14 protein-coding genes are annotated in these 22,507 nt (G+C 57.7%); 10 read left to right on the plus strand and 4 right to left on the minus strand.

The annotated features are described in order from the left end of the window. The first annotated feature begins 101 nt into the window (after positions 1 to 101). The 3 genes from CIC07_RS04440 (at position 102) to CIC07_RS04450 (ending at position 4,188) form a co-directional block, all read left to right on the plus strand. Positions 102 to 1,727, plus strand: a complete 1,626-nt coding sequence (locus tag CIC07_RS04440; protein ID WP_076358717.1) for an MDR family MFS transporter — start codon at positions 102 to 104, stop codon at positions 1,725 to 1,727. Between the two features lie 192 nt (positions 1,728 to 1,919). Then, complete coding sequence (locus tag CIC07_RS04445; RefSeq protein ID WP_076358718.1) at positions 1,920 to 3,080, plus strand: MFS transporter; 1,161 nt, start codon at positions 1,920 to 1,922, stop codon at positions 3,078 to 3,080. A 175-nt stretch (positions 3,081 to 3,255) separates the two neighbouring features. Continuing rightward, a complete protein-coding gene (locus CIC07_RS04450; RefSeq protein WP_076358719.1) occupies positions 3,256 to 4,188 on the plus strand; it encodes a manganese-dependent inorganic pyrophosphatase in 933 nt (310 codons plus the stop codon). 170 nt (positions 4,189 to 4,358) lie between these two features. On the opposite strand, the gene hflX is transcribed toward CIC07_RS04450, so the two are convergent. Continuing rightward, positions 4,359 to 5,645, minus strand: coding sequence for a GTPase HflX (gene hflX / locus CIC07_RS04455; RefSeq protein ID WP_076358720.1), 1,287 nt, complete (start codon positions 5,643 to 5,645; stop codon positions 4,359 to 4,361). Between the two features lie 610 nt (positions 5,646 to 6,255). Between hflX and CIC07_RS04460 the strand changes: the two genes are divergently transcribed. Beyond that, complete coding sequence (locus tag CIC07_RS04460; protein WP_076358721.1) at positions 6,256 to 7,032, plus strand: DUF4362 domain-containing protein; 777 nt, start codon at positions 6,256 to 6,258, stop codon at positions 7,030 to 7,032. A 119-nt stretch (positions 7,033 to 7,151) separates the two neighbouring features. Here CIC07_RS04460 and CIC07_RS04465 read toward each other — a convergent pair whose 3' ends face one another. Both CIC07_RS04465 and CIC07_RS04470 read right to left on the minus strand, forming a co-directional pair. Then, positions 7,152 to 8,657, minus strand: a complete 1,506-nt coding sequence (locus tag CIC07_RS04465; protein ID WP_076358722.1) for a glycoside hydrolase family 30 protein — start codon at positions 8,655 to 8,657, stop codon at positions 7,152 to 7,154. Positions 8,658 to 8,902: 245 nt separating this feature from the next. Beyond that, positions 8,903 to 9,919 (minus strand): LacI family DNA-binding transcriptional regulator, encoded by a 1,017-nt coding sequence (locus CIC07_RS04470; RefSeq protein ID WP_076358723.1) that lies wholly within the window; start codon positions 9,917 to 9,919, stop codon positions 8,903 to 8,905. Between the two features lie 307 nt (positions 9,920 to 10,226). Between CIC07_RS04470 and CIC07_RS04475 the strand changes: the two genes are divergently transcribed. The 5 genes from CIC07_RS04475 to CIC07_RS04495 all read left to right on the plus strand — a co-directional run bounded on the left by CIC07_RS04475 (position 10,227) and on the right by CIC07_RS04495 (position 20,437). After that, positions 10,227 to 11,273, plus strand: a complete 1,047-nt coding sequence (locus CIC07_RS04475; RefSeq protein ID WP_076358866.1) for a LacI family DNA-binding transcriptional regulator — start codon at positions 10,227 to 10,229, stop codon at positions 11,271 to 11,273. A 15-nt stretch (positions 11,274 to 11,288) separates the two neighbouring features. Continuing rightward, positions 11,289 to 12,203, plus strand: coding sequence for an ABC transporter permease (locus CIC07_RS04480; RefSeq protein ID WP_076358724.1), 915 nt, complete (start codon positions 11,289 to 11,291; stop codon positions 12,201 to 12,203). 12 nt (positions 12,204 to 12,215) lie between these two features. Beyond that, entirely contained in the window at positions 12,216 to 13,103 is an 888-nt protein-coding gene (locus CIC07_RS04485) for a carbohydrate ABC transporter permease (RefSeq protein WP_076358725.1), read from the plus strand. 762 nt (positions 13,104 to 13,865) lie between these two features. After that, positions 13,866 to 15,509 (plus strand): extracellular solute-binding protein, encoded by a 1,644-nt coding sequence (locus tag CIC07_RS04490; protein ID WP_076358727.1) that lies wholly within the window; start codon positions 13,866 to 13,868, stop codon positions 15,507 to 15,509. 311 nt (positions 15,510 to 15,820) lie between these two features. Beyond that, positions 15,821 to 20,437, plus strand: coding sequence for an InlB B-repeat-containing protein (locus CIC07_RS04495; protein ID WP_234993048.1), 4,617 nt, complete (start codon positions 15,821 to 15,823; stop codon positions 20,435 to 20,437). A gap of 78 nt (positions 20,438 to 20,515) precedes the next feature. Here CIC07_RS04495 and CIC07_RS04500 read toward each other — a convergent pair whose 3' ends face one another. Next, positions 20,516 to 21,940, minus strand: coding sequence for an aminotransferase-like domain-containing protein (locus CIC07_RS04500; protein WP_083688542.1), 1,425 nt, complete (start codon positions 21,938 to 21,940; stop codon positions 20,516 to 20,518). A gap of 66 nt (positions 21,941 to 22,006) precedes the next feature. Between CIC07_RS04500 and CIC07_RS04505 the strand changes: the two genes are divergently transcribed. Further along, positions 22,007 to 22,423 (plus strand): GNAT family N-acetyltransferase, encoded by a 417-nt coding sequence (locus CIC07_RS04505; protein WP_076358730.1) that lies wholly within the window; start codon positions 22,007 to 22,009, stop codon positions 22,421 to 22,423. Positions 22,424 to 22,507: the final 84 nt, after the last annotated feature.

Genomic DNA, 22,507 nt, shown 5'->3' on the forward strand with positions numbered 1-22,507 from the left:
CAGTCTCCGGACTGATTTTCGCGGCAAGGCTCCTCTATATAATAGGGGAAGCGTCCGGCCCTCAAGGCCGGAAACAGACAGGGGAAGGGCAGGGGATCATCATGGCGCAAGCCTCACGCAGCACGGGCCTCATCGTGGCCGGATTGCTGCTAGGCATTCTGATGGCTTCCATGGACCAGACGATCGTATCGACGGCTATGGGAACCATCGTCAGCGAGCTTGGAGGACTGGACAAATTCGTCTGGGTCACTTCGGCGTATATGGTAGCGGAAATGGCGGGCATGCCGATTTTCGGCAAGTTGTCCGATATGTACGGCCGCAAGAGATTCTATATTTTCGGCATCATCGTGTTCATGGCGGGCTCGGCGTTATGCGGCACCGCGACTTCCATCGAGCAGCTGGCCATTTACCGGGCCATCCAGGGCATCGGGGGCGGAGCGCTCGTGCCGATCGCCTTCACAATCATGTTCGATGCCGTGCCGGCAGGCGCGAGGGGCAAGCTGGGCGGCCTGTTCGGCGCCGTATTCGGCCTCTCCAGCATCTTCGGACCGCTGCTCGGAGCCTACATCACGGACCATATCCATTGGGAATGGGTATTCTACATCAATCTTCCGCTCGGCTTGATCGCGCTCGCCTTCATCGCGATCTTCTACAAGGAATCGCCCAAGCATGCCAAGCAGGTCATCGACTGGGGAGGCGCGGCAACGCTGGTCGGAGCGGTCCTCTGCCTGATGTTCGCCCTGGAATTCGGCGGGAAGACCTACGCTTGGGACTCCATTCAAATATCCGGGCTGTTCGCCGGATTTGCCGTGCTCACGATTCTGTTCGTCGTGTTCGAGCTGCGGGCCAAGGAGCCGATCATTACGTTCGGCATGTTCCGCAACCGTGAATTCCTCTCCAGCAATCTGATCGGCATCTTCAGCGGCGCCGCCTTCGTGACGGCATCCGTCTACATTCCGATCTTCGTGCAGGGCGTGCTGGGCGGAAGAGCGACCAACTCCGGCCTCGTGCTGCTGCCGATGATGGTCGGCTCGGTCGTGACGGCGACGATGGGCGGCTTCCTCATGACCAAGCTCAAGTACCGGACCCTCATGATGCCGACTCTTGCCATCCTCGTGCTCGGCCTCGTGCTGCTCGCGACGATCGGCGAGGGAACGAACATCTGGACGCTGAGGCTGTTCATGATTCTGGTCGGCCTGGGCATCGGCGCGTCGTTCTCGGTGCTCAGCAATGCGGCCATCTTCTCCGTGCCTGTCTCGGACCGCGGGACGGCCAGCGCGACGCTGAACTTCCTGCGCTCGCTCGGCATGGCGCTCGGCATCACGGTGTTCGGCATCGTCCAGAGCCATCTGTTCAGCGGCCGCATGAAAGATCTGCTGGGCGGAGCGGCTGCCGCTCCGGGAGCCGCAGCCGGCGCCGATGCCGCTGGAGCGGGCGGCACGGCGGGCGGAGCCGTCGCAGGGGCAGCGGGAGGAGCCGGCCTGCCGGAAGGTCTGAACTTCAGCGATCCGCGCCAGCTGCTGGACCCCGAAGCCCGCAAGCACATCCCGCAGGAGATTCTCGACTCCATCACCTCGGCGCTCAGCTCCTCCATCGTGCATACCTTCGCTTGGGCGATCCTGCCTGCGGCCATCGCTCTCATGTTCTCCTTCTTCATGGGCAGCGGCAGGATGGATCCGCAGGAGGTCGCACGCCAGGAGCAGGAGCATGCGGCTGCGATGCATTGATCCGGTAAGTTGAGCTCGGAGCCTTATCCGGGCACAAGGATACGTTCGGGCCGAAGGCCGCTTCCCATCCTGATTTTCAGGGTGCGGAGCGGCCTTTTTTGTGCTACACTGGCGTAATGTCTTTTGGGCTCCAGGAAAAAATCGGGCTCTGGTGGATAGAATGGAAACCTGGAAAGAAAGAGGTATGCGCTAATGCGTGGAACGGCTCCGATCAAAGCATTTAATTTTCTCTTTTTCGCCCTGCTGGCCATGTTCGTCTCGTTCATGCCCGTCTACCTGAGCGATCAAGGACTGAATCCGGCCCGCATCGGCCTCATCACGGGAACGGGCGGCTTCATCACGCTCATCGCCCAGCCGCTCTGGGGCATGATCAGCGACCGGATGCGCACCGTGCAGAAGGTGCTGCTCCTGCTCGTGGCCTGCTCGTCCATCATCGGCTACTTCCTGTACGACTCCTCGAGCTTCGGCATGCTGCTGCTGCTCGCCATGCTCATGTACTTCTTCCTGATGCCGGTCGATCCGCTCATCGAGAGCCTGAACTTCCGGACGGCGGAGCGGCTGGGGACGAGCTACGGCTCCATCCGCACCTACGGAGCGCTCGGTTACGCCGTCATGTCGCTTGCGGTCGGCTACGTCATGTCTTATCTCGGAGCAGGCAGCCTGTCCTGGCTGTTCGCGGGCGCGGGCCTTGTCAGCCTGCTGGTCGCGCTCATGCTGCCAGATGCCGAAGTGTCGGGCAAGCCCGTCACGGTCGCCAGCCTGCGGGTGTTCCTCTCCAATCGGAGGACGCAGCTGTTCCTTTTGCTCATCTTCATCAGCGCCGTGCCGCAGCGGATCAACGACACCTTCCTCGGCGTCTACATCCGGGAGCTGGGCGGCAAGCCCGAGCTGGTCGGCCAAGCCTGGTTCCTGGCCGCCGGCAGCGAGATCGTCGTCTTCGCGCTGAGCTTCTGGTGGCTCCGCCGCGGCAAGGAAATGCTGCTCATTTCCATCGCCGGCTTCTTCTACTTCATCCGCTTCTTCCTGTCCGCGTGGATCACGGAGCCTTACGGCCTTGTTGCGATTCAGCTGCTTCAGATCGTCACCTTCCCGATCTTCTACTCGGCTGCGATCCAGTATCTGTACCGGATCGTTCCGGAGGAATGGCGCGCGACGGGGCAGACGGTGCTTGCTCTGCTCTTCTTCGGCGTATCGGGCATCGTCGCTTCGTACGGAGGAGGGTGGCTGTATGACCGCCTTGGCGGCCAAACGCTGTACCTGACGATATCCGGCTTGTCCTTGGTCGGCCTGCTGTTCGGAATCGGGCTGTACCGGGCTTCCTCGCGTGAGGATGCGGCTCAAGCCCGGTCGTAATTGATATCAGCATGGGAAAGCTCGTACGCAACGGAATCGGGCGGCTCTCCCCGGAGGCCTGGGGCTAAAGATGATCGGAATGGTCGGTTTTTCGCTGCGCAGGTATGGTGAGACCCGGAGATTTACGGTATAATCGGGGACGAGCTTATGAATTCATTGACGAAGGAGTACGATGATGGAAAAAGTACTTGTTTTTGGCCATAAGAATCCCGATACGGATACCATTTGCTCCGCGATCGCTTACGCGGACCTGAAAAACCAGCTCGGCTGGAACGCCGAGGCGATCCGCCTCGGAACGGTGAGCGGAGAAACCCAATACGCTCTCGACCAGTTCGGCGTCGGCGCACCGCGCCTCGTCGAGGCTGTCGCAGCGGAGGCGAAGCAGGTTATTCTCGTCGACCACAACGAGCGCCAGCAGAGCGCGTCCGATATTGACGAAGTGACGGTCATCGAGGTCATCGACCATCACCGCATCGCGAACTTCGAGACGAAGGCGCCGCTGTACTACCGCGCCGAGCCGGTCGGATGCACGGCTACGATCCTGCTGAAGATCTTCAAGGAGAACGGCCTGTCGCCGCGCAAGGAAATCGCCGGCCTCATGCTGTCCGCCATCATCTCCGACTCCCTGCTGTTCAAGTCCCCGACCTGCACGGAGCAGGACGTCGCAGCGGCGCGCGAGCTCGCTGAGATCGCCGGCGTCGACGCCGACAGCTACGGCCTGAGCATGCTGAAGGCCGGAGCAGACCTCAGCGACAAGACGGTCGCCGACCTGATCAGCCTCGACTCCAAGGAATTCTCCATGGGCGCAGCCAAGGTGGAGATCGCTCAGGTCAACGCCGTTGACCTGAACGACGTGCTCTCCCGCCAGGCGGAAGTCGAAGCGGCATTGGACGCGATCATCGCTTCCAAAGGCTTGGATCTGTTCGTGTTCGTCACGACGGACATCATCAACAACGACTCCGTCGCGATCGCTCTAGGCAAGCACACGGCCGCCTTCGAGGAAGCGTTCGGCGTGAAGCTGGACGACAACAAGGCGACGCTGAAGGGCATCGTGTCCCGCAAATCGCAGGTCGTTCCGGTTCTGACGGAAATCCTGGCGAAGAAATAACAGCCATGCGAAAAAACCTCTTTCCCCCAAAGGGAAAGAGGCTTTTTTTCGTGACGAGACCAGTTTTCCGGCTTGGATACCGGCGGGAGCAGCGCGCCCTGCGCCTGAGCACGGATGAGCGCACTCCTCCGGTTGGATTTGCGGATCGTGGAGAGAATGAATGCAGCGGCTCAGGACCCGCTGGCGGTCTCGCCGACCTCGCTCTTGAACCGGTTCAAGTCCGCCTCGCGGCATTCCAGCTTGAGCCTTGTTCCGCCTTCCTCGTATTCGGTTTCGAGAATATGGGCGTTGCCGTTGAAGAAGGAGACCCAGCTGCCCTTGTCGTAAGGCACGACAATCTCGGTTTCGACATAGTCGGTGAAAATGCTCTCGCGGATCGAGTCGACCAGCTCGTCGACGCCTTCGCGGCGGTAAGCGGACAGGTAGACGCGGCTGTCCTCCACGCGCGGATAAGTGACTTCCGCCAGATCAGACTTGTTGTAGGCATACAGCATCGGAATATGATCGGCGCGGAGCTCCTTCAGCGTCTCTTCCGTCACCCGGATCTGCTGTGCGTACTCGGGATTGGACGTATCGACGACATGCACGAGCAGGTCGGCTTCGGATACTTCCTCCAGCGTGGAGCGGAATGCCTTGATGAGATGATGGGGAAGCCCGCTGACGAATCCGACCGTATCGGTCAGCAGGAACGACTTGCGGTCCGGCAGCTCGATGCTGCGCACGGACGTCTCCAGTGTGGCGAAGAGCATATCCTTCGCCAGCACGCCTTTGCCCGAGTCCGGATGGAAGGTGTCGACCATGGCGTTGAGCAGCGTCGATTTGCCCGCATTCGTGTAGCCGACGAGGCAGACGACGGGGATTTCGTTCTTCTTGCGGCGCTGCCGCTGGATCTGCCGCTGGGCGACAAGCTTTTCCAGCTCGGTCTCGAGCCCGTGGATGCGCTCCTCGATCCGCCTGCGGTCCAGCTCGAGCTTGGTCTCTCCGGCGCCGCGGTTGGCGAGGCCCGATCCGCCCCCTCCGCCCTGGCGGCCCAGCGATTCACGGAGGCCGACCAGACGGGGCAGCATGTAGCTCAGCCGGGCGACTTCGACCTGCAGCTGCGCTTCTCTCGTCTGTGCCCGCTCGGCAAAGATGTCGAGAATGAGAATCGTGCGGTCGATGACCTTGGTTTTGAGCTCCGCTTCCAGGTTGCGGATCTGGGAAGGGGACAGCTCGTTGTTGCAGATGACGGTCGGCTGGTCGAACTGCTCCACCAGCGCGGCGAGCTCCTCGATTTTTCCGGAGCCGAGATAATGGGTCTTGTGGATCCGCTCCGCCTTCTGCGTCAGCTCCGTGACGGTCTCGACGTTGCAGGCTTCCGCCAGATTGCGCAGCTCCTCCATGGAGTAGGCGAATTGATGGTTGTTCTGCTCGTGGACGCCCACGAGGATGGCTTGTTCTTTTGGCGCTATGGTCATAAGGTTGATCTTCCTTTCGATGTGCGAGTGGCATTGCAGCCGCCTGGTTACCTATAGGATACCCTGATTCGGGAAGCAGCAAAAAGGACACGGGCATAAAAAGCCCGTGTCCTTCGTAGGTCTGCTGGATATGGCGGCGGCAGGAAGGGGGAGGCCGTGCTGGCCGCCGATCCTTCCTTATCCAGGCATAGCGTCATATAGAGCCGCCACGGCGGCCTTCCCGCACCGGATGGGGGATAGGCCGAAATGGAGGCAGCTAGAGCTATGTACGTGGACAGACCACATCTGAGTTCCCTGCTCAAGGCAGAACATGGGCGCTATTCAATTAGCGACGCACCGTGCGAACTCGGATGTAGTTAATCACACGTAACCCTCCGTTCAAATTCAAAGTGGTTTGAGTGTACCATAGGATTCCAGGAAAACGCAACCGAGGCATTGGATTGGCCTGGTCAAGGGCAGTCAAGCTCCGGATGAAGGAGCCGGGCAAGAGGAAGAGAGGGCGGAAGAAAGATATGGGAGAGGGGCGACAACCATTTGCCGGCTATTGACGTCAGGGAATGTGGAGGTGTTACTTCTGCGGAAAGCAATCGTCTTAATAGCAGCTGCGGCCATGCTTGCATGCGCAGGCGGCTGCGGGGCTGGACAAGGGGAAGGCGGCGCATCGCCGCCTTCCGCCAGTTCCGGAACTATCGCGGAGCCGGCTGCCGACGGGGTCGCGGTGAGCCGCTCGCTCCGCTTCGGCCAAGTCAATGCGGCTCCTTACGGCAGCTTTGCGGAAAACGGGCAGATCAAAGCCTTCGACAAGGCGATCCGATCCGCCACGAAAATCGAAGGCATTCTCGACGTGGCCCAGCCGGATTACGACGTCGTGGTCACGGAAGACGGCAAGCGGAAGGAAATCCACCTATGGCTCGATGCCCGGTCGAAGCGAGGCATGTATGCGTATGTATCCGACACGGGGACGGGCTACACGCTGACGGAGGCATCGACCCGCCAAGTGTACGATCTGATCTGGGGGCTGAAGTACGGGCCGGATCAAGCGGAGGCCAACGGGGATCTGGTGAATGCCTTCGGCTTGGCGAGGAACCGGGATCAATGGGAGACATTTATCGCCAATGTGGAGGCTGGCGTCCAGGACGAGCTCCAGATTGTCCGCTATACGTTTGAAGGCGACCCTGTCTTCGATAATCTGTCCTTTGATGGAACTACGATCATGCACAGGTACGACAGTACGCATGACGCGTTCGGATCCCCTGGGAAGACGGTCGATTTTTGCCGATCGATCGAGGGGAAGAAGAAGGATGACGGGACGGAGTACGTTCTATCTTCCTGCGGAGAGGGCAGCGCCGAGGCAGGGAGGTTCAGCCTGTATCTGGACCAGCGGTGAGGCCGACAAAAGCTGTCCGTCGCAGCGGGCCGAACGAAACAAAAACAAGCAGCCGGGCAGGCTGCTTGTTCGTCTGTCATCGCCGCCATGCACGAAGCTGAGGGCGGGGAGGGAATCCGTCAGGAAGCCGTGCCGTACCACTTGTACGTCATGGCGGATTTGGCCGGAATCGTCACGTTGAAGCTCTGGCTGCCCCATTGGATCTTCACGTTGCGGGCAGAGGCCGAGGAGTTGTAGGCGACGACGACTTTGGAGCCGTCCGGGTTTTTGAAGGCGACGTCCTTGATCTCGCTGCCCGTGTTCGTCGAGATCCGGTACGCGCCGGGAACGACGAATTTGCTGAAGTGCCCGAGCAGGTAGTACTGCTTTTTGTACGTGACGGTATTTTCCGGCCTGCTGTTGTTGTTGTCGGAGTTCTGGATCGTGATCATGCCTTTGTTGCTGTTGTTGTCGCCGAGCAGCGAAGGACCGTCCTTCTGGTCAAGCGCCGCATTCCAGAGGATGATCGACTTGGACCAGTTGCGCGTGATGTTGATGAACTCGTTCATCATCGTATCGAAGCCCTGCGACGTGCCGTTCTGCGGATCGTTCCAGTTGCCGAAGCCGCCCTCGGTGAACCAGACATCCTTGTCCGGATGGGCATTGTGCATCGAGGTCATCTGCGAGCCGTCGCCGCTGTCGTAATGGTGGAAGGCGCTGCCGGACACATAACCGCCCTTGCCTGCATTCTTGAGGCTGGTGATGACGGTATTCGGGAAGCTCCAATCCAGATAGTTGTGGTCGAAGGCGATGATTTTCGTGTTGATGCCGGCGTTTTTCAGCGTCGGGCCGAGATAGTCGCCGATGAAGCCGATCTCATCCTGGGTGTTCATCCCCATTGAGGGGTAGTGGGTCGGCTCATACAGCGGCTCGTTCTGAACGGTGACCGCGTAGATCGGAATTCCTTGGCCCTGATAGGCTTGAATGTATTTCTTGAAATATTCGGCATAGGTGCCGTAGTATTCGGCCTTGAGCTTGCCGCCGTTCAGCGTCCCGGAGTATTTCATCCAGGCCGGGGCGCTCCAGGGGGAAGCGAATACTTTGATGCCGGGATTTTTGGCCTGGGCGGCCTTGATCATCGGAATGATGTAGGACTGGTCGCGGCTGATGCTGAAGCTGTTGAGGGCCGTATCGCCCGCTGTGTCCGCATACGTATAAGCGCTCCAGGTGAAGTCCGAGCTGCCCATCGGCTGCCGCAGGACGCTGAGGCCGATGCCCGTATTGCCGAACAGCTTCTCCATGACCTCGGCCCGCTTGTTCGCGTCGAGCTTGTAGTTCAGCAGCCAGGCGGAGGAATCGGTGAGGGATACGCCGAAGCCGTCCATCTGCTGGTAGGTCGTGCCCTCGTTGACCGTAATCGTATAATCGGCGCTGCCCGCGCTGCCGCTGAAGTTCTTGTCGCCGATCCGCGTCAGGCGGGCGCTCGGACTGAGGCCGACAGCCGGCTCGGAGTTCGGGTCGGAGGTGGAGATCCAGACTTCGACCTGCTCGCCTGCGGCCTTGGCCGGCTGAGGGGCGTAGGAGCCTCCTGCGGCGACAAGCGCCGCGGCCAGCACGACAGAGGCGGTTTTCTTCTTCCATGCCATCGTCAATCATTCTCCTTTCGGGGATAAGGGATTCAAGGTTGCCTATGCCTTCGTAGAGCCGCTGGGGAAATAATGAAATCCAGTTTCCAGCGGGGATACCAAGTAGCACCTCCCAATCTGTAATCGATTACAAAACTTCGGAGACAAACCCGGATTCCCGCTCTTTTGGAAGCGTTTACCGGGTGGAAATATCGTAAGGGATCGTTATCCAAAAATCAAGGCCGAAAATTTCGGGTCCGCAGCCTTCATGAAGAGTTCCGCTGGAAGGAGGATGAACTCCGCACGAGCAGCTCGGAATCGACCTTGAAAACGCGCCTGTCGCTGAACTGGTCTTCGTTCATAGAATCGATCAGCTTCTCGACGATAAGGGCTCCCATCGTGTACTTCGGCTGGTTGACCGTGCTGAGCGTCGGCGTGATGTACTTGCTGATGCGGTTGTTGTCGACGCCTACGACAGCGAGGTCCTCGGGGATGCGGATGCCGCGCTCCCTGCAGCTCTTGTAGATGCCGAGCGCCATCTCGTCGTTGGCGGCATAGACGGCGGTGAAGCCGCCGGAGCGCGACAGCAGCCGCTCCATCGCCTCGTAGCCGCCCGCCTCGCTGAAGTTTCCGTTCTCGATCAGCTCGGGACGGAAGGGAAGGCGATGCTCCTTGAGCGCCTTCATGTATCCTTCGAGCCGCTCGTAGCTGTCGATCGATTCCGCATAACCGCTGAGGAAGGCGATGTTCGTATGGCCCATCTCGACGAGGTGGCTCACGACCTCGGTGGAGAATTTGACGTTGTCGGTATAGATGCAGGGCACGCCTTCATGCTCGATGTGGCGGCCGACGATGCCGATGGCGTAGCCTCTGCCGGCAATGTCGAGGATGTCGGAATCGGGGATCGCGGGAGCGACCAGAATCGCGGCGTCCACGGTGCGGTTCATGAGGAGCGTGAGGTATTCCAGCTCCTTGGACGGCTGGTTCTCGGCATCGCAGATCAGCACCTTGTAATGCTTCACGTAAGCCATGTTCTCCATGCCCTTAATAATCTCCGTGAAATAGGACACGTTGATGTCCTGCACGATGACCGCGATGGTCTTCGTCTTCTGCACGCGCAGGTTTTTGGCGACTGCGTTGGGGTAATACCCCATCTCCTTGATCGCCTGAAGCACTTTCTCTTTGGTTTTGGCCGTGACGCCGGAGCTGTCGTTCAGCACCCTGGACACGGTGGCGGTAGAGACGCCGGCCCGATGGGCGACATCGACAATCTTCACATCCATGATAGACATCAACCTTTATAGTAGGACTAGTTCCGATCGTTGGAAGCAGGAAGCAAAGGGAACTGTAATCGTTTTCAGCATTGCTTTCATTTTAGACGATCCAACCCGGAGGGCACAACCTAAAAAAGTTCTTGTAATCGTTTTCCGACCTTGCTATACTCCGAAATGTAACCGCTGGACAGAAATGGAATGGAAAATGGAGGGAAACCGTCTTTCTTCATGACGGATCCATTTTTTTCATGCAAAATGTAATCGATAACATTATGGCCAAGTTGTAGCAAGAGAGAATGTGAATGAGTTGAAAGACATGAAAGCAGACAGCACGATCAGCGACGTGGCCAAGGCGGCCCGCGTATCGGTCGCGACGGTGTCCCGGGTGCTCAACGAAAGCGGGGCGGTAAGCGCCAAGACGAGATTGCGCGTCGAAGAGGCGATCCGGGAGCTGAGCTTCATGCCGAACGCTTCCGCCAAAAGCCTGCGGGCGCTGCGCACGATGACGATCGGGGTCATCGTCTCGGACATCCTGGTCTCTTACTACGCGGAAATCATCAAGGGAATCGAGAATACGGCCAATGCGCTGCACTACAAGATCATCATCTGCGACGCCCAGAACCAGAAGGAGAAGGAATCCGACTACATGACGCTCGTCATGAACCGGACGGTGGACGGCATCATTCTCATTACGCCCAAGCTGACGGATGCCGAGCTGGCAGCCTATGCGGAGAAAGGCTATGCGGTCGGGCTGATCGGCAGATCGATCGACCATCCGCTCATTCCTTGCGTGTACACCGACAATGTAGGAGCAGCCCAGGAGGCGGTCAGCCATCTGACGTTGCAGGGGCATGAACGGCTGGCGTTCCTGAGCGGATTCGCGGATGCGACCGACAGCTACGAGCGGCTGGAGGGGTATATGAAAGCGCTTCGGCTGGCGGGACTGCCGTTCGTGCCGGAGCTGATCGAGAACGGCGGCTTCAGCGAGAATGGCGGCTATGATGCGTTCCACCGCCTCATGGACAAAGGCCATCCGTTCACTGCGGTGTTTGCAGCCAACGACGAGATGGCGCTGGGCATCTATCGGGCCTGCTCCGAGAGAGGCCTGTCGATTCCGGAGGACATGGCGGTCATCGGCGTCGACAACAACCGGGTCAGCAAGTATATCACGCCGACGCTGAGCACGGTGGACCAGCCCAAGTACAGCATGGGCGCTCTGCTCGCCGAGAAGCTGATCGATCAGCTCGGCGGCAACCAGTACGGTGACACAAGATCGTTCCAGGTGAGATCCAAGCTGCTTGTCCGGCAATCCTCCCTTTTCGAGGCAAAAAGAAATCGATTACAGCAACCATCATCCGATTAAGCCGGAGGTAATCCAATGAAAGGCTTTCTCCAAGAGCTGTCCCGCAACCGAATCATGTTTCTCATGATCCTGCCTGCCCTGATCTTTTTCGTTGTCTTTTCTTATATCCCCATGGTCGGGGTCTACTACGCCTTCACGAACTTCGACTTCGAGGGCGGGCTGTTCGGCAGCGAGTTCGTCGGCATGCAGAACTTCAAGTTTCTCTACGATTCGGGCGTGCTGTGGAACCTGACCAAAAACACCGTCCTCTACAATCTGGCCTTCATCCTGCTGGGCAACGCGCTCCAGCTGCTCTGCGCGATCTTCCTCAGCGAGCTGCCGGGCAAATGGTTCCGCAAGCTGACGCAATCCATCATGTTCCTCCCCTTCTTCGTCTCGTTCGTTCTGGTCGGAGCCTTTGTGTTCAACCTTTTCAACTCCAGCAACGGCGTCATCAACACGGTGCTGGTCCAGCTCGGCCTGCAGCCGTATGATTTCTACCTGCACACCGCACCGTGGAAGTACATCATCATCTTCTTCAACATCTGGAAAGGGCTCGGCTACGGCACGATCATCTATCTGGCCGCGATCATGAGCATCAGCGACGAATACCATGAAGCCGCGAAGATCGACGGAGCGAACATTTTCAAGCGGATCCGCTACATCACGCTTCCGATGCTCGTTCCGACCTTCATCCTGCTGATCCTGCTCAGTCTGGGAGGCATTTTGAAAGGGCAGTTCGACCTGTTCTACCAGATCATCGGCAGCAACGGCGTCCTTTACAACTCGACGGACATCATCGACACCTACGTCTACCGCTCGCTTGCCGTCAACTTCGATATCGGCATGGGCACGGCAGCGGGACTGTACCAGAGCTTCTTCGGACTGGTGCTGGTCGTTGCGGTGAACTACATCATTCGCAAAACGCATAAAGACTACGCGTTGTTCTAGGAGGAGCCGCTCATGAAAATCCGCACGGAGAAATCGACCCATGTGTTCAACGCGATCGGATACGTCTTGATGACGCTCTTCGCCCTGCTCTGCCTGCTGCCGTTCCTGCTCATCGTGTCGGGCTCGTTCTCCTCGGAGAACGAGATCATCACCGAGGGCTTCAAGCTCGTCCCCGATCAATTTTCCGTGGATGCCTACCGCGCCGTCTTCAGCGATCCGACGCAGATCTTCAACGCCTACCGGGTATCCATCCTGCTCACGATATGCGGGACGGCGCTGGGGCTGTTCCTGACCTCGATGGCGGGATACGTCCTGTCCCGCCAGGATTTCAAATACCGGGGCAATCTGGCGTTCTTCATCTACTTCACGACGCTGTTCAGCGGCGGCCTGATTCCCTGGTACATCCTCATCGTCAACCATCTGCAGCTCAAGGACAACTACTTGGCGCTGCTGCTTCCGGGACTGCTCAGCGCTTGGAACATCATTCTCATGAAAAATTTCATGAAGTCGATTCCGGAGTCGATCTCCGAATCGGCCAAGATCGACGGCGCCGGCGACTTCACCATCTACCGCAAGCTGATCCTGCCGCTGTCGGCTCCAGGCTTGGCGACGATCGGACTGTTCATGGCGCTGGCCTACTGGAATGATTGGTTCACGGCCAATCTGTTCATCACGACGGAGTCGAAGTATCCGCTGCAGTTTCTGCTCTACAAGATTCTCGCCAGCGCAGCCGTGCTCAAGACGAGCATCGCGGGCAATCTGTCGCCGGACTTCAAGCCGCCGGCCGAGACGCTCAAGATGGCTGCCGCTGTCATTGTAACGGGCCCGATCATTTTCTTGTATCCTTTCGTGCAGCGCTTCTTTGTGAAGGGGCTGACCATCGGGGCGGTGAAGGGCTGATGGCTTGCCTTTTCCGCAGGCGTGGGATGAGGATGAACCGGAGCACGCTCAGGGATTCCGCGGGGATGCTCCGGAGCACGCTCAGGGATTCCACAGGCGGATAGCCCTTCCAATCGCTGTTGAACCCGGATTTCTTCGATCCACTAAGCCATCCGGCTGTGGAAATCCGGCTTCAAAGGCGACCGCTGACGCTTTTCCAGAGCTATTCCGCCCGCTCCATCCCCTCGCGGATGATCACCCCTCCGATTGCGTGAACTCGCTCCGCTCTCACGCTAGGCGGAAGGAAGCGCAATTCGCTCCGCCCTTGCGCTGAAGGAGCAGGGAGGCGCGGCTCGCTCCGCCCTCCGCGCAGAAGGAAGGCGCGAACTCGCTCCGCCCTTGCGCTGAAGGAGCAGGGAAGCGCAATTCGCTCCGCCCTTGCGCTGAAGTTGCAGGGAGCCGCGAACTCGCTCCGCTCCCGAGCCTTTAGAAGAAAAGGGCGCAGCCGACAGTGATGAGGCGGCTGAAAGGCAAGTTGGAAAGCGCTTACGACATGGGCTCGCTCATGGAGAAGCGTCAGCGGTCGCTTCTGCAAGCCGAATGGCTCTTTCTGCCAGTCAGGCAAGCAGAAGCGATGATAAGAGAGGCATGCAAGAACGAGAGCAGAGAACGAGAGCAGAGAACGAGAGCAGAGAACGAGAGCAGAGAACGAGAGCAAAGAACGAGAGCAAAGAACGAGAACGATCGGGCTGCCATTTTGAACCTAACTAGGAGGAGTCTATCATGAACAAAAAGAAAACAGTCGGCCTGGCGATGACGACGGTGCTGCTGGCAGGAGTGCTGACAGCCTGCAGCGGAAACAGCGGAAACAACGGAAACAACGGAAACAACGGAAACAACGGAAACAACGGCAGCGCCGAAAATGCCGGAGCTGCAGCCAATAACGGAGCTGCCGCGGACAACGGAGCCGCCCCGTCGGCAGATCCGGCCAAGATCGATACGTCCAAGAAGGTGGAGCTCGTCTGGTACGTGCTCGGGGACAGCCACAAGGACAGCCCGCAGGTACAGGAAGAGATCAACAAAATGCTGGAGAAGGACATCAACGCCACGATCAAGCTGAACTTCACGACCTGGAACGACTGGCAGACGAAATACAATCTGCTGCTGACGTCCGGTGAGAAGGTCGACATGGTGTTCGCCTCCACCTGGGCCGACTACTACAAGTTCGCCGATCAAGGCGCGTTCAAGGATCTGACGGACCTGATCCCGACGTATATGCCGGAAACGTGGAAAACCGTACCGAAGCAGGACTGGACGGAAGCGACGGTTCAAGGAAAGATCTTTGCCGTACCGAGCACATATCCGGAGTACACGCCCGACGGGCTCGTCTACCGCGAGGACTGGCGCAAGGAGCTGAACGTGCCGGAAATCAAGGATCTCGATTCGATCGAAGCCTATCTGGAAGCCGTCAAAACGCAGAAAAAGGTCACGCCGATCAACGGCAAGGCCTGGAACGAAGTATTCACGCTGTTCAAAGCCTATGAAGGCTACGAGCAGATCGGCGGAGACAGCGGGGTCATCGTGGCCAAATCTTATGATGCGCCGCGCGATCTGATCAACTATGCCGAGACGCCGGAGTTCGAGCAGTTCGTCAAGCGCATGAAGACATGGTCGGAAAAAGGCTTCTGGACCTCGGATACGCTTTCCTCGCAGAAGGAAGCCGGCGATGCCCTCAAGGCGGGCACGGGCGGAGCCTACTGGCGCAACGCTCCCGGCGCCGGCGGATTCATCGTCGATGCCGAGAAGGCGAACAAAGGCGCGGCTGAGTACGGGTACTTCCCGTTCACGCGCTTCCACAACTACGCGATGCCGACGCTGTCGGTCAACAACGCGATGGCGATACCAAAAAGCTCGAAAAATCCGGAGCGCTCGCTGATGGCGCTGGAAAAAATCCGGACGGACGAGAAGTATTTCGACCTGCTCACCTACGGCATCAAGGACTTGGACTACAATCTCAGCGAAGACGGCAAGCTGGTCATCACGCCTCCAAAGGGCAAGGAAAACGACAAAACCTTCAAGAACTACGGCATTACAAGCTGGGGCTGGCGTGTCGAAAGCCTGATCAAAGAAGAGCAAGCCGGGGGATGGAAGCAGTTCCCGACGCTGCTCGAGGAATTCAAGGCTGAAAGCAAGCCGAACATCTTCTCTCCGATCATCATGGACTACAAGCCGGTGAAATCGCAGCAGGCCGCGGTCAACCAAGTCATTCAGCAGTACGGCATGCCGCTCATGATGGGTCTGGTGCCGAATGTGGACAAAGCGCTTGAAACGTACCGCAAGCAGCTCAAGGCTGCCGGTGTCGATCAAGTGATGGATTACGTGAAGGAACAAGCCAACAAGTATTATGACGAGAAGGGCATTCAGTAGGAGATATTCCCCTTGCAATTGAAATCGACATAAAGATAGTTCCCGCGGTCCCTTGGAGATGAACTCCTTGGGGCCGTTTTTCTGTTCGATGCCGCGGTTGATTATTTTCTCTTCAAATACGATCAAAACCTGACAGGAAGCGCTTTCTTTTCAGTTTGCTGGAGAACTCTGTCCGATACAATACAGATTGTGCAATAGTCTCGCCTGCCGGTAGATCTTTACTCGCAGACCAGCTCAATTCTTATGTGGATGGAGGAACAGGGATTTTGATTTCCTACTATTAAGGCAAAGGAGAAATAGAGGTGCACAACATGTTCGGGATAGCAAAACAAAAGAAGATGATCACGGTTGTCCTTGCATTGGCCTTATCCGCAATGATGTTTTCAGGGATCATCGCGGCCGAGGGTACGGCCACATCGAAGATCGAAGCCAGTTCCGCTACGACAACTGTAGGGGAGGAGGTGACCTTCACCTCCACTTTATTCGATCAAGCCGACGGCGGGACGACACCGGAAGGATCCGTCACCTTCAAGGACGGCGATCAAGTCCTGAGTACGGTCGCATTATCTGCGGCTGAACCGATGATAGCGGCAGCGACGACTAGAGTCACTCCTCCTTCCGGTGGAACGACAACGGGCTGCATGTCTGCTTGTCCCATTATTCAATGGGGGGAATACTCCTATCGGGCTTACAGCTATTGGGATAATCGCCTTGCGTTGAACATTGTCGCTTACGATTCCTCCGGCAATATGGTCCGGCAATGGGAAAAGGGAGGAGCGCGTTATTTATCGCAGATTACGATGGATTCCGCAGCCCGGACCTTCACCTTCTGGGGCCAAGACAACATGACGATCACGATCGGATGGGAGGAGCTTCTGAGCCCTTCGGCCAGCGCGAGCTTCAAGACATCCAAGCTGGCGATCGGCACGCACTCCATTGCCGCTGTCTTCTCCGGAGACGACAACCATCCGGCCAATTCGTCCGTCATTCCTTATACCGTGCATGCCAGGTATACAGCGACCTATGACGGCAACGGCAGCACCGGAGGTGATGTGCCGGCCAACAGCGGCTCGTATAAGGGCACGAAGGTGTCGGTGTCCGGCAACGACGGCAATCTGGCGAGGACGGGGTACACGTTCGGAGGCTGGAACACGCAGGCGGATGGACAGGGGACTTATTATGCGCCAGGAGCCGAGGGCACCATCTCGTCCGATGTGAAGCTGTACGCGAAGTGGACGAAGCTTTTAAACGTTGGAACAGGCACTGCAAGCGATCCTTATCAGATTGCGTCCGGGGAAGAGCTGGATACGATCAGGAATTATTTGATTCCGGGACTTTATTTCAAGCTGACGGCGGATATCGATCTGAGCAGCTACAGCCAAGGATGGATGCCGATCGGGGATTCTATTCAACCCTTTCCGGGAAATATAGACGGCAATGGACACAGGATTACTGGCTTGACGATCAATAGACCGAACGAAAACTATGTAGGGCTGTTTGGTTATCTAAGCAATAATTCGAGCATCACCGATATGAAGCTGGAAAATGCAAATGTTACCGGCCGACAAGATGTAGGCGGCTTGGTAGGCCGCAACTTTGGCGGAACGATCAGCAACAGCTACGCATCAGGGAGCGTAACAGGGAAAAGCTCCAACGTGGGCGGATTAATCGGCTACAATTACTTTTCCGGAACGATCAGCAACAGCTTCGCCACAGGAAGCGTAACGGGTGGCGGCTCCAGCGCAGGCGGTTTGATCGGCTACAATCTTGGAACGATCAGCAGCAGCTTCGCCACAGGAAATGTAGTCGGCAGCGGCTCCAATGCGGGCGGCTTGATCGGCAACAATGTCGGGATGATCAGCAGCAGCTATGCGGCAGGAGATGTAACAGGCAACGGCTCCAATGCAGGCGGCCTGACGGGCGCCAACAATGGAGAGATCCGCACCAGCTATGCGGCAGGAGCGGTAGCAGGAAACGGCTCCAATGCAGGCGGACTGACAGGCATCAATAATGGAACGGTCAAAGACAGCTTCTACGACTCGGATACGACGGGACAATCGGATGCGGGCAAAGGCGTCGGCCTGACGACCGAGGAGATGAAGACGCAAAGCAGGTATGCAGATTCAAGCTGGGACTTCGCAACCGTATGGGGAATGAGTTCGTCCCGCCATAACGGATATCCCTACCTGCAGGCGTTTCAAAAATTTGTGGCCTATGACGGGAACGGAAACACGGACGGGATCGCGCCGGCCGACAGCAAGTGGTACTCGCAAGGAGTAACGGTCAACGTATACGGCCAGCCGGTCACTTTAGCCAAGACGCACTACACGTTCGCAGGGTGGAATGCAGCGGCGGATGGAAGCGGAAAGGATTATGCCGCAGGGTCTGCGTTCAGCATGGGCTCGTCCGATGTGATCCTGTATGCGAAGTGGGCCTTGAATCCGACCTACACGGTGACGTATGACGGCAACGGCAGTACAGGAGGAAGCGTGCCGACCGACGGCGGCTCGTATGAGCAAGGCGTTGCGGCGTCGGTATATGGCAACAACGGAAATCTGGTGAAAACAGGCTTCACGTTCGCAGGCTGGAATGCCGCGGCGGACGGAACCGGAACGGATTATGCTGCGGGCGCCGACTTCATTTTAGGATCATCCGATGTGATCCTGTATGCGAAGTGGACCTTGAACCCGACCTACACGGTGACGTATGACGGCAACGGCAGCACAGGAGGAAGCGTGCCGGCCGACGGCGGCTCGTATGAGCAAGGCGCCGCTGTGCAGGTATATGGCAACAACGGAAATCTGGTGAAAACAGGCTTCACGTTCGCAGGCTGGAATACCGCGGCGGATGGAACCGGAACGGATTATGCCGCAGGAGCCGCACTTAGGATGGGCATGCAGCCCGTCACCTTGTATGCGCAATGGCTGTCGGCGAATACGTTGTTGTCCGGCTTGTCCGTGGATCAAGGAACGCTCGATTTTTCACCGTCGCAGACGAAATATGCTGTAGAGGTGGCGAATTCGGTTACGAGCGTCGACCTGTTCCTGAGCAAAGGGGATCCTGCCCAAGCCCTGACGGTTGCGGGGGCGACTTACCGTTCCGTAACGGAGCATGTGTACGCCTACGACGCTTCGGGCTTGGCCGTCGGGCCGAACCCCATTGGGATTACGGTGACGGCTGAAGACGGGGCGAACACAGCCTATGTGGTTACCGTCATCCGCAAAGATGTCATGGGAGAGCCGATGAAACTAGACCCTTCGGTCCGTACGCTGACTTTCCCTGGCGGGCTTACGATCAAGCTGCCTGACGGACTGGCCATTCCCGAAGGGGCGACATTGACGGTGCGGAATTCAAACGCCGCTCCGACTGATCCGGTCAAGCTGGCCAAAGCCGGACAAGTGATCGATTTCCAATTTGCAGGCCTGACCATCGATCAGCCTGTAGAGATCACACTCGGGTATGACGAGAATTCAGATCGCGGCAAACTCGCGATCTTCTACTACAACGAACGGACGGGCAAGTGGGACTATCAGCCTTCTCGAGTGTCGGACAACGGAATCAAGGCGTCGGTCAGCCATTTCTCCATCTATGGGGTGCTTGCGGATACGACCGCGCCGGATCAGGTGACGGTCGCGGCGGGTGCCGTCACGACAGGCTCCATTACGCTCCATCTCTCGGCGCACGACGATTCGGGCATATCCAGCTATCGGATTTTCCGCGATGGGACGCTCATTGCGGAAACGCCGGAGAGCATTTATGTCGATGCCGGCCTTGCCGCTTCGAGGACATATGCCTATACTGTCAAGGCTGTTGATATGCTGGGCAATAGCTCGTCTGGGAGCGAAAGCATAACGGTCGCAACAAGCGGCGTTGGCGGCGACACGGGCACGTCGACCCCGCCGCCGAGCGGCGGCGGCTCCTCTACACCGCCTGCGAGCGACTCCAAAATCATCTCCACAAACGGCCGTTTGACGCTTCCTGCCGGCAAAGCGGGAGAAGTCAGCCTCGGCGATGACATCACGATCGTCATTCCCGCTGATGCCAGCGGCAAGGATATGGTCGTCACGATCGAGAAGGTCTCCGACCTCCAGACGTTGATTGGGAGCAAGGACGTTCTGCTCAGTCCGGTATTCGAACTTCTGAAAAATTTCAAGGAGAACTTCGACAAGCCGGTTACGCTCTCTTTCAAGTTTGATGCAAGCGGCTTGAAGGGCAAGGAGAAGCCGGCCGTCTTCTACTATGACGAAGCGAAGAGGGAATGGGTGAAGGTCGGCGGCATCGTGAGCGGCAGCACCATCGCCGCAGATGTCGATCATTTCACAAAATACGCTGTATTTGCGGCAGCCGATGCCGCTCCGCCGGCAACGGACGGATCCGCGACGAAAGCGGGCTTCAGCGATATCGGCGCACACTGGGCGGAAGCCGGCATCAAGCAAGCGGTGAGCGCCGGCATCGTCAGCGGTTATCCCGACGGCACGTTCAAGCCGGGTCGTACCGTAACGCGCGCGGAATTCGCCGTCATGCTGATGAATGCGCTCAAACCGCAAGGAGACGGAGCGGCGCCGCTGGCGTTCGCCGACAAGGCGAAGATCGGCTCCTGGGCGCAGAAATCGATCATGCAGGCCGTGCAAGCGGGTGTTGTCAATGGCTACGAAGACGGCACCTTCCGCCCGAATGCCGAAATTACTCGTGCCGAAATGGCCGTGGCGATCGCAAAGGCGCTGGGCCAGACGGACGAAGCGGCTGCGGCATCCGGCTTCGCAGATGATAAAGACATTCCGGACTGGGCGAAAGGCGCGGTGGCGGAAATGAAGCAGCGGGGCATGATCAAAGGCAAAGGCGCAAACGAATTTGTTCCTGGAGGCAAAGCGACCAGAGCAGAGGCGGTAACGATGCTGTTGAACATGCTGGCGCAAATGAGCAAGTAAAGGAAACGGAACAGGCTGCTGCGAGTCCAACTCGAAGCAGCCTGGTTTCATGAGGAGGAAGTAGTTGACAGCCGGCTTCTAAATCCAAGTAATGGCCGACCGGCCGGGCTTGCTCGCCCTTCTTGGGCTCGTGAGCTCGTCGGCCGTCTGGCGGATGATGCGGATGCCGTCCTCAATCTCTTGTTCATTCGTGCGGATAATGCTGAGGCGCCAGCCGTTCGCGCTGTCCACACTGGGAAGGTAGCAAACCATCGTAGGAAACACATGTACGTCCTTCTGACGAAGGGCCGCAGCCAGCTCCTCTGCCGCCAGATGACCGGGCAGCTCCAGGCGGGCAAATATGCCGCCGGCAGGTCGGCTAAGACGGAAACCCTCGTTCAGATACCGGCTGCAAGCCTCCCGCAGAGCCTGCATCCGATTTCCATAACGCTCCCGCATCAAGGCGGCGTGGCGCTGAAACAATCCGCTGCCCAGATGAATCTCCAAAACGGCTTGGGAAAGAGTGGCTGTGCTCAAATCGCTCGACGATTTGTACAATCGGAACAAAGGGACCAAAGCTTCGGGAAGCACAGCGACACCGAGCCGCAGGCCGGGCAGCATGATTTTGGAGAAGCTTCGGATGTAGATGACGCGGCCGGATCGATCATAGCTGCAGATCGGATCGGATTTGCTGTCCGTTTCCAAGTCTGCGAGATAGTCGTCCTCCACGATATACACGTCATATTTCTCCGCCATCGATGCGATTGCTTCTTTCTCCCGGCGGGACAAGCTGGTTCCGAGCGGATTGTGGTATCGAGGAACCGTATAAAAAAACTTGATGGAATTGTTCCGGAAATGCCGTTCCAGTTCGTCAAGATCGAGGCCCGATTCCGTTCTGGCCATTCCGATTGCGGTTGCCCCGAGGAGGTTCATGATTTTCAACATTCCGGAATAGCAGGGCTGTTCGACCAGAATCGCCGATTTCCCATTCGGAAAGGGCATGGAGGCAAGCAGGTGAAGCGCTTGTTGGGAGCCGGAGACAACGCTGATCCGTTCGGGTTCGGCAAAAATTTGCGAGAACGCCAGATGCTGAGATATGGCTTTCCGCAGAGAGGGAATTCCGAGAGGATCGCCGTAGGTAAAAAGGTGATCCCCGTAAAGCTGCACCGCCCGGTTCAGCCCGTGCTGAATTTCTTCGTAGGGGATAATGCCGGGATCCGGTGCAGCCGCGGCAAAATCAATCCGCCCTTCCGACCGCTCTTCGGATTTGGAGGTGCGGACAATCGCGTAATGCCCGCTCTTCGGTATGGAATAAATCAGATGTTCTTTTTGCAGCTCTTCAATGGCTCGAATGACCGTGTTTTTGCTGCAGGCCCATTGGGCGCTAAGCTCTCGGATCGAAGGCAATTTACCGCCGGGCTTGATCGATCCGCTGCGGATCCGTTGTTTCAGATCGTCCCTCACATGCTCGTATTTAATGAGTTCCACTCCATTCTGTACGGGTATAGATGTGGAATTATTCATTTCCACCCTCCAACTGTCACTATTATACTAAGCTCATTACATATCGTGAACCTAGGAGGCATACAGATGGAACGGATTCATGATGGTCTGCCGTACAGAATCAGTGACAGCAAGGAAGAGCTGCAGCCGGATGTGGTCATTGCCTTATTGAGGAGCAGTTATTGGGCTGGGGAACGGTCGGAGGAAATGCTCAGAAAAAGCTGGGAGCAATCGCTTTGTTTCGGCGTTTACAGCGCAGACGGGCTCCAAGTAGGTTTCATGCGGGTGATAACGGATGGAGCGACCTTTTCCTGGCTGTGCGACGTGATCGTACACCCTGAACATCGTGGTCAGGGTCTCGGCAAATGGATGATGGCTGTTGCGGTCGAGCTTCCTCCCATCAGCCATACGTCTATCTATCTCAATACACGCGACGCGCATGGACTCTATGAGAAGTACGGCTTCATGCGGCAGGAAATGATGGTCCGCCGGGCAGCGCAATAATACTTGCCCCTGCAGCGGAAACCGATAGGAACAAAGAGCCTCCTTCGGCAGCGAAGGAGGCTCTTCAACGTGTCTATCGCAGGG

This window comes from Paenibacillus sp. RUD330 (genome assembly GCF_002243345.2).
Lineage (GTDB): Bacteria > Bacillota > Bacilli > Paenibacillales > Paenibacillaceae > Paenibacillus_O.

Coding starts and splice junctions, on each gene's coding strand:
- CIC07_RS04470 (WP_076358723.1), bottom strand. CDS start 9,919: ATGGATGTGAAGATTGTCGATGTCGCCCATCGGGCCGGCGTCTCTACC.
- CIC07_RS04490 (WP_076358727.1), top strand. CDS start 13,866: ATGAACAAAAAGAAAACAGTCGGCCTGGCGATGACGACGGTGCTGCTG.
- CIC07_RS04500 (WP_083688542.1), bottom strand. CDS start 21,940: ATGAATAATTCCACATCTATACCCGTACAGAATGGAGTGGAACTCATT.
- CIC07_RS04485 (WP_076358725.1), top strand. CDS start 12,216: ATGAAAATCCGCACGGAGAAATCGACCCATGTGTTCAACGCGATCGGA.
- CIC07_RS04450 (WP_076358719.1), top strand. CDS start 3,256: ATGGAAAAAGTACTTGTTTTTGGCCATAAGAATCCCGATACGGATACC.
- CIC07_RS04495 (WP_234993048.1), top strand. CDS start 15,821: ATGTTCGGGATAGCAAAACAAAAGAAGATGATCACGGTTGTCCTTGCA.
- CIC07_RS04480 (WP_076358724.1), top strand. CDS start 11,289: ATGAAAGGCTTTCTCCAAGAGCTGTCCCGCAACCGAATCATGTTTCTC.
- CIC07_RS04440 (WP_076358717.1), top strand. CDS start 102: ATGGCGCAAGCCTCACGCAGCACGGGCCTCATCGTGGCCGGATTGCTG.
- CIC07_RS04445 (WP_076358718.1), top strand. CDS start 1,920: ATGCGTGGAACGGCTCCGATCAAAGCATTTAATTTTCTCTTTTTCGCC.
- CIC07_RS04475 (WP_076358866.1), top strand. CDS start 10,227: ATGAAAGCAGACAGCACGATCAGCGACGTGGCCAAGGCGGCCCGCGTA.
- CIC07_RS04465 (WP_076358722.1), bottom strand. CDS start 8,657: ATGGCATGGAAGAAGAAAACCGCCTCTGTCGTGCTGGCCGCGGCGCTT.
- CIC07_RS04505 (WP_076358730.1), top strand. CDS start 22,007: ATGGAACGGATTCATGATGGTCTGCCGTACAGAATCAGTGACAGCAAG.
- CIC07_RS04460 (WP_076358721.1), top strand. CDS start 6,256: ATGCTTGCATGCGCAGGCGGCTGCGGGGCTGGACAAGGGGAAGGCGGC.
- hflX (WP_076358720.1), bottom strand. CDS start 5,645: ATGACCATAGCGCCAAAAGAACAAGCCATCCTCGTGGGCGTCCACGAG.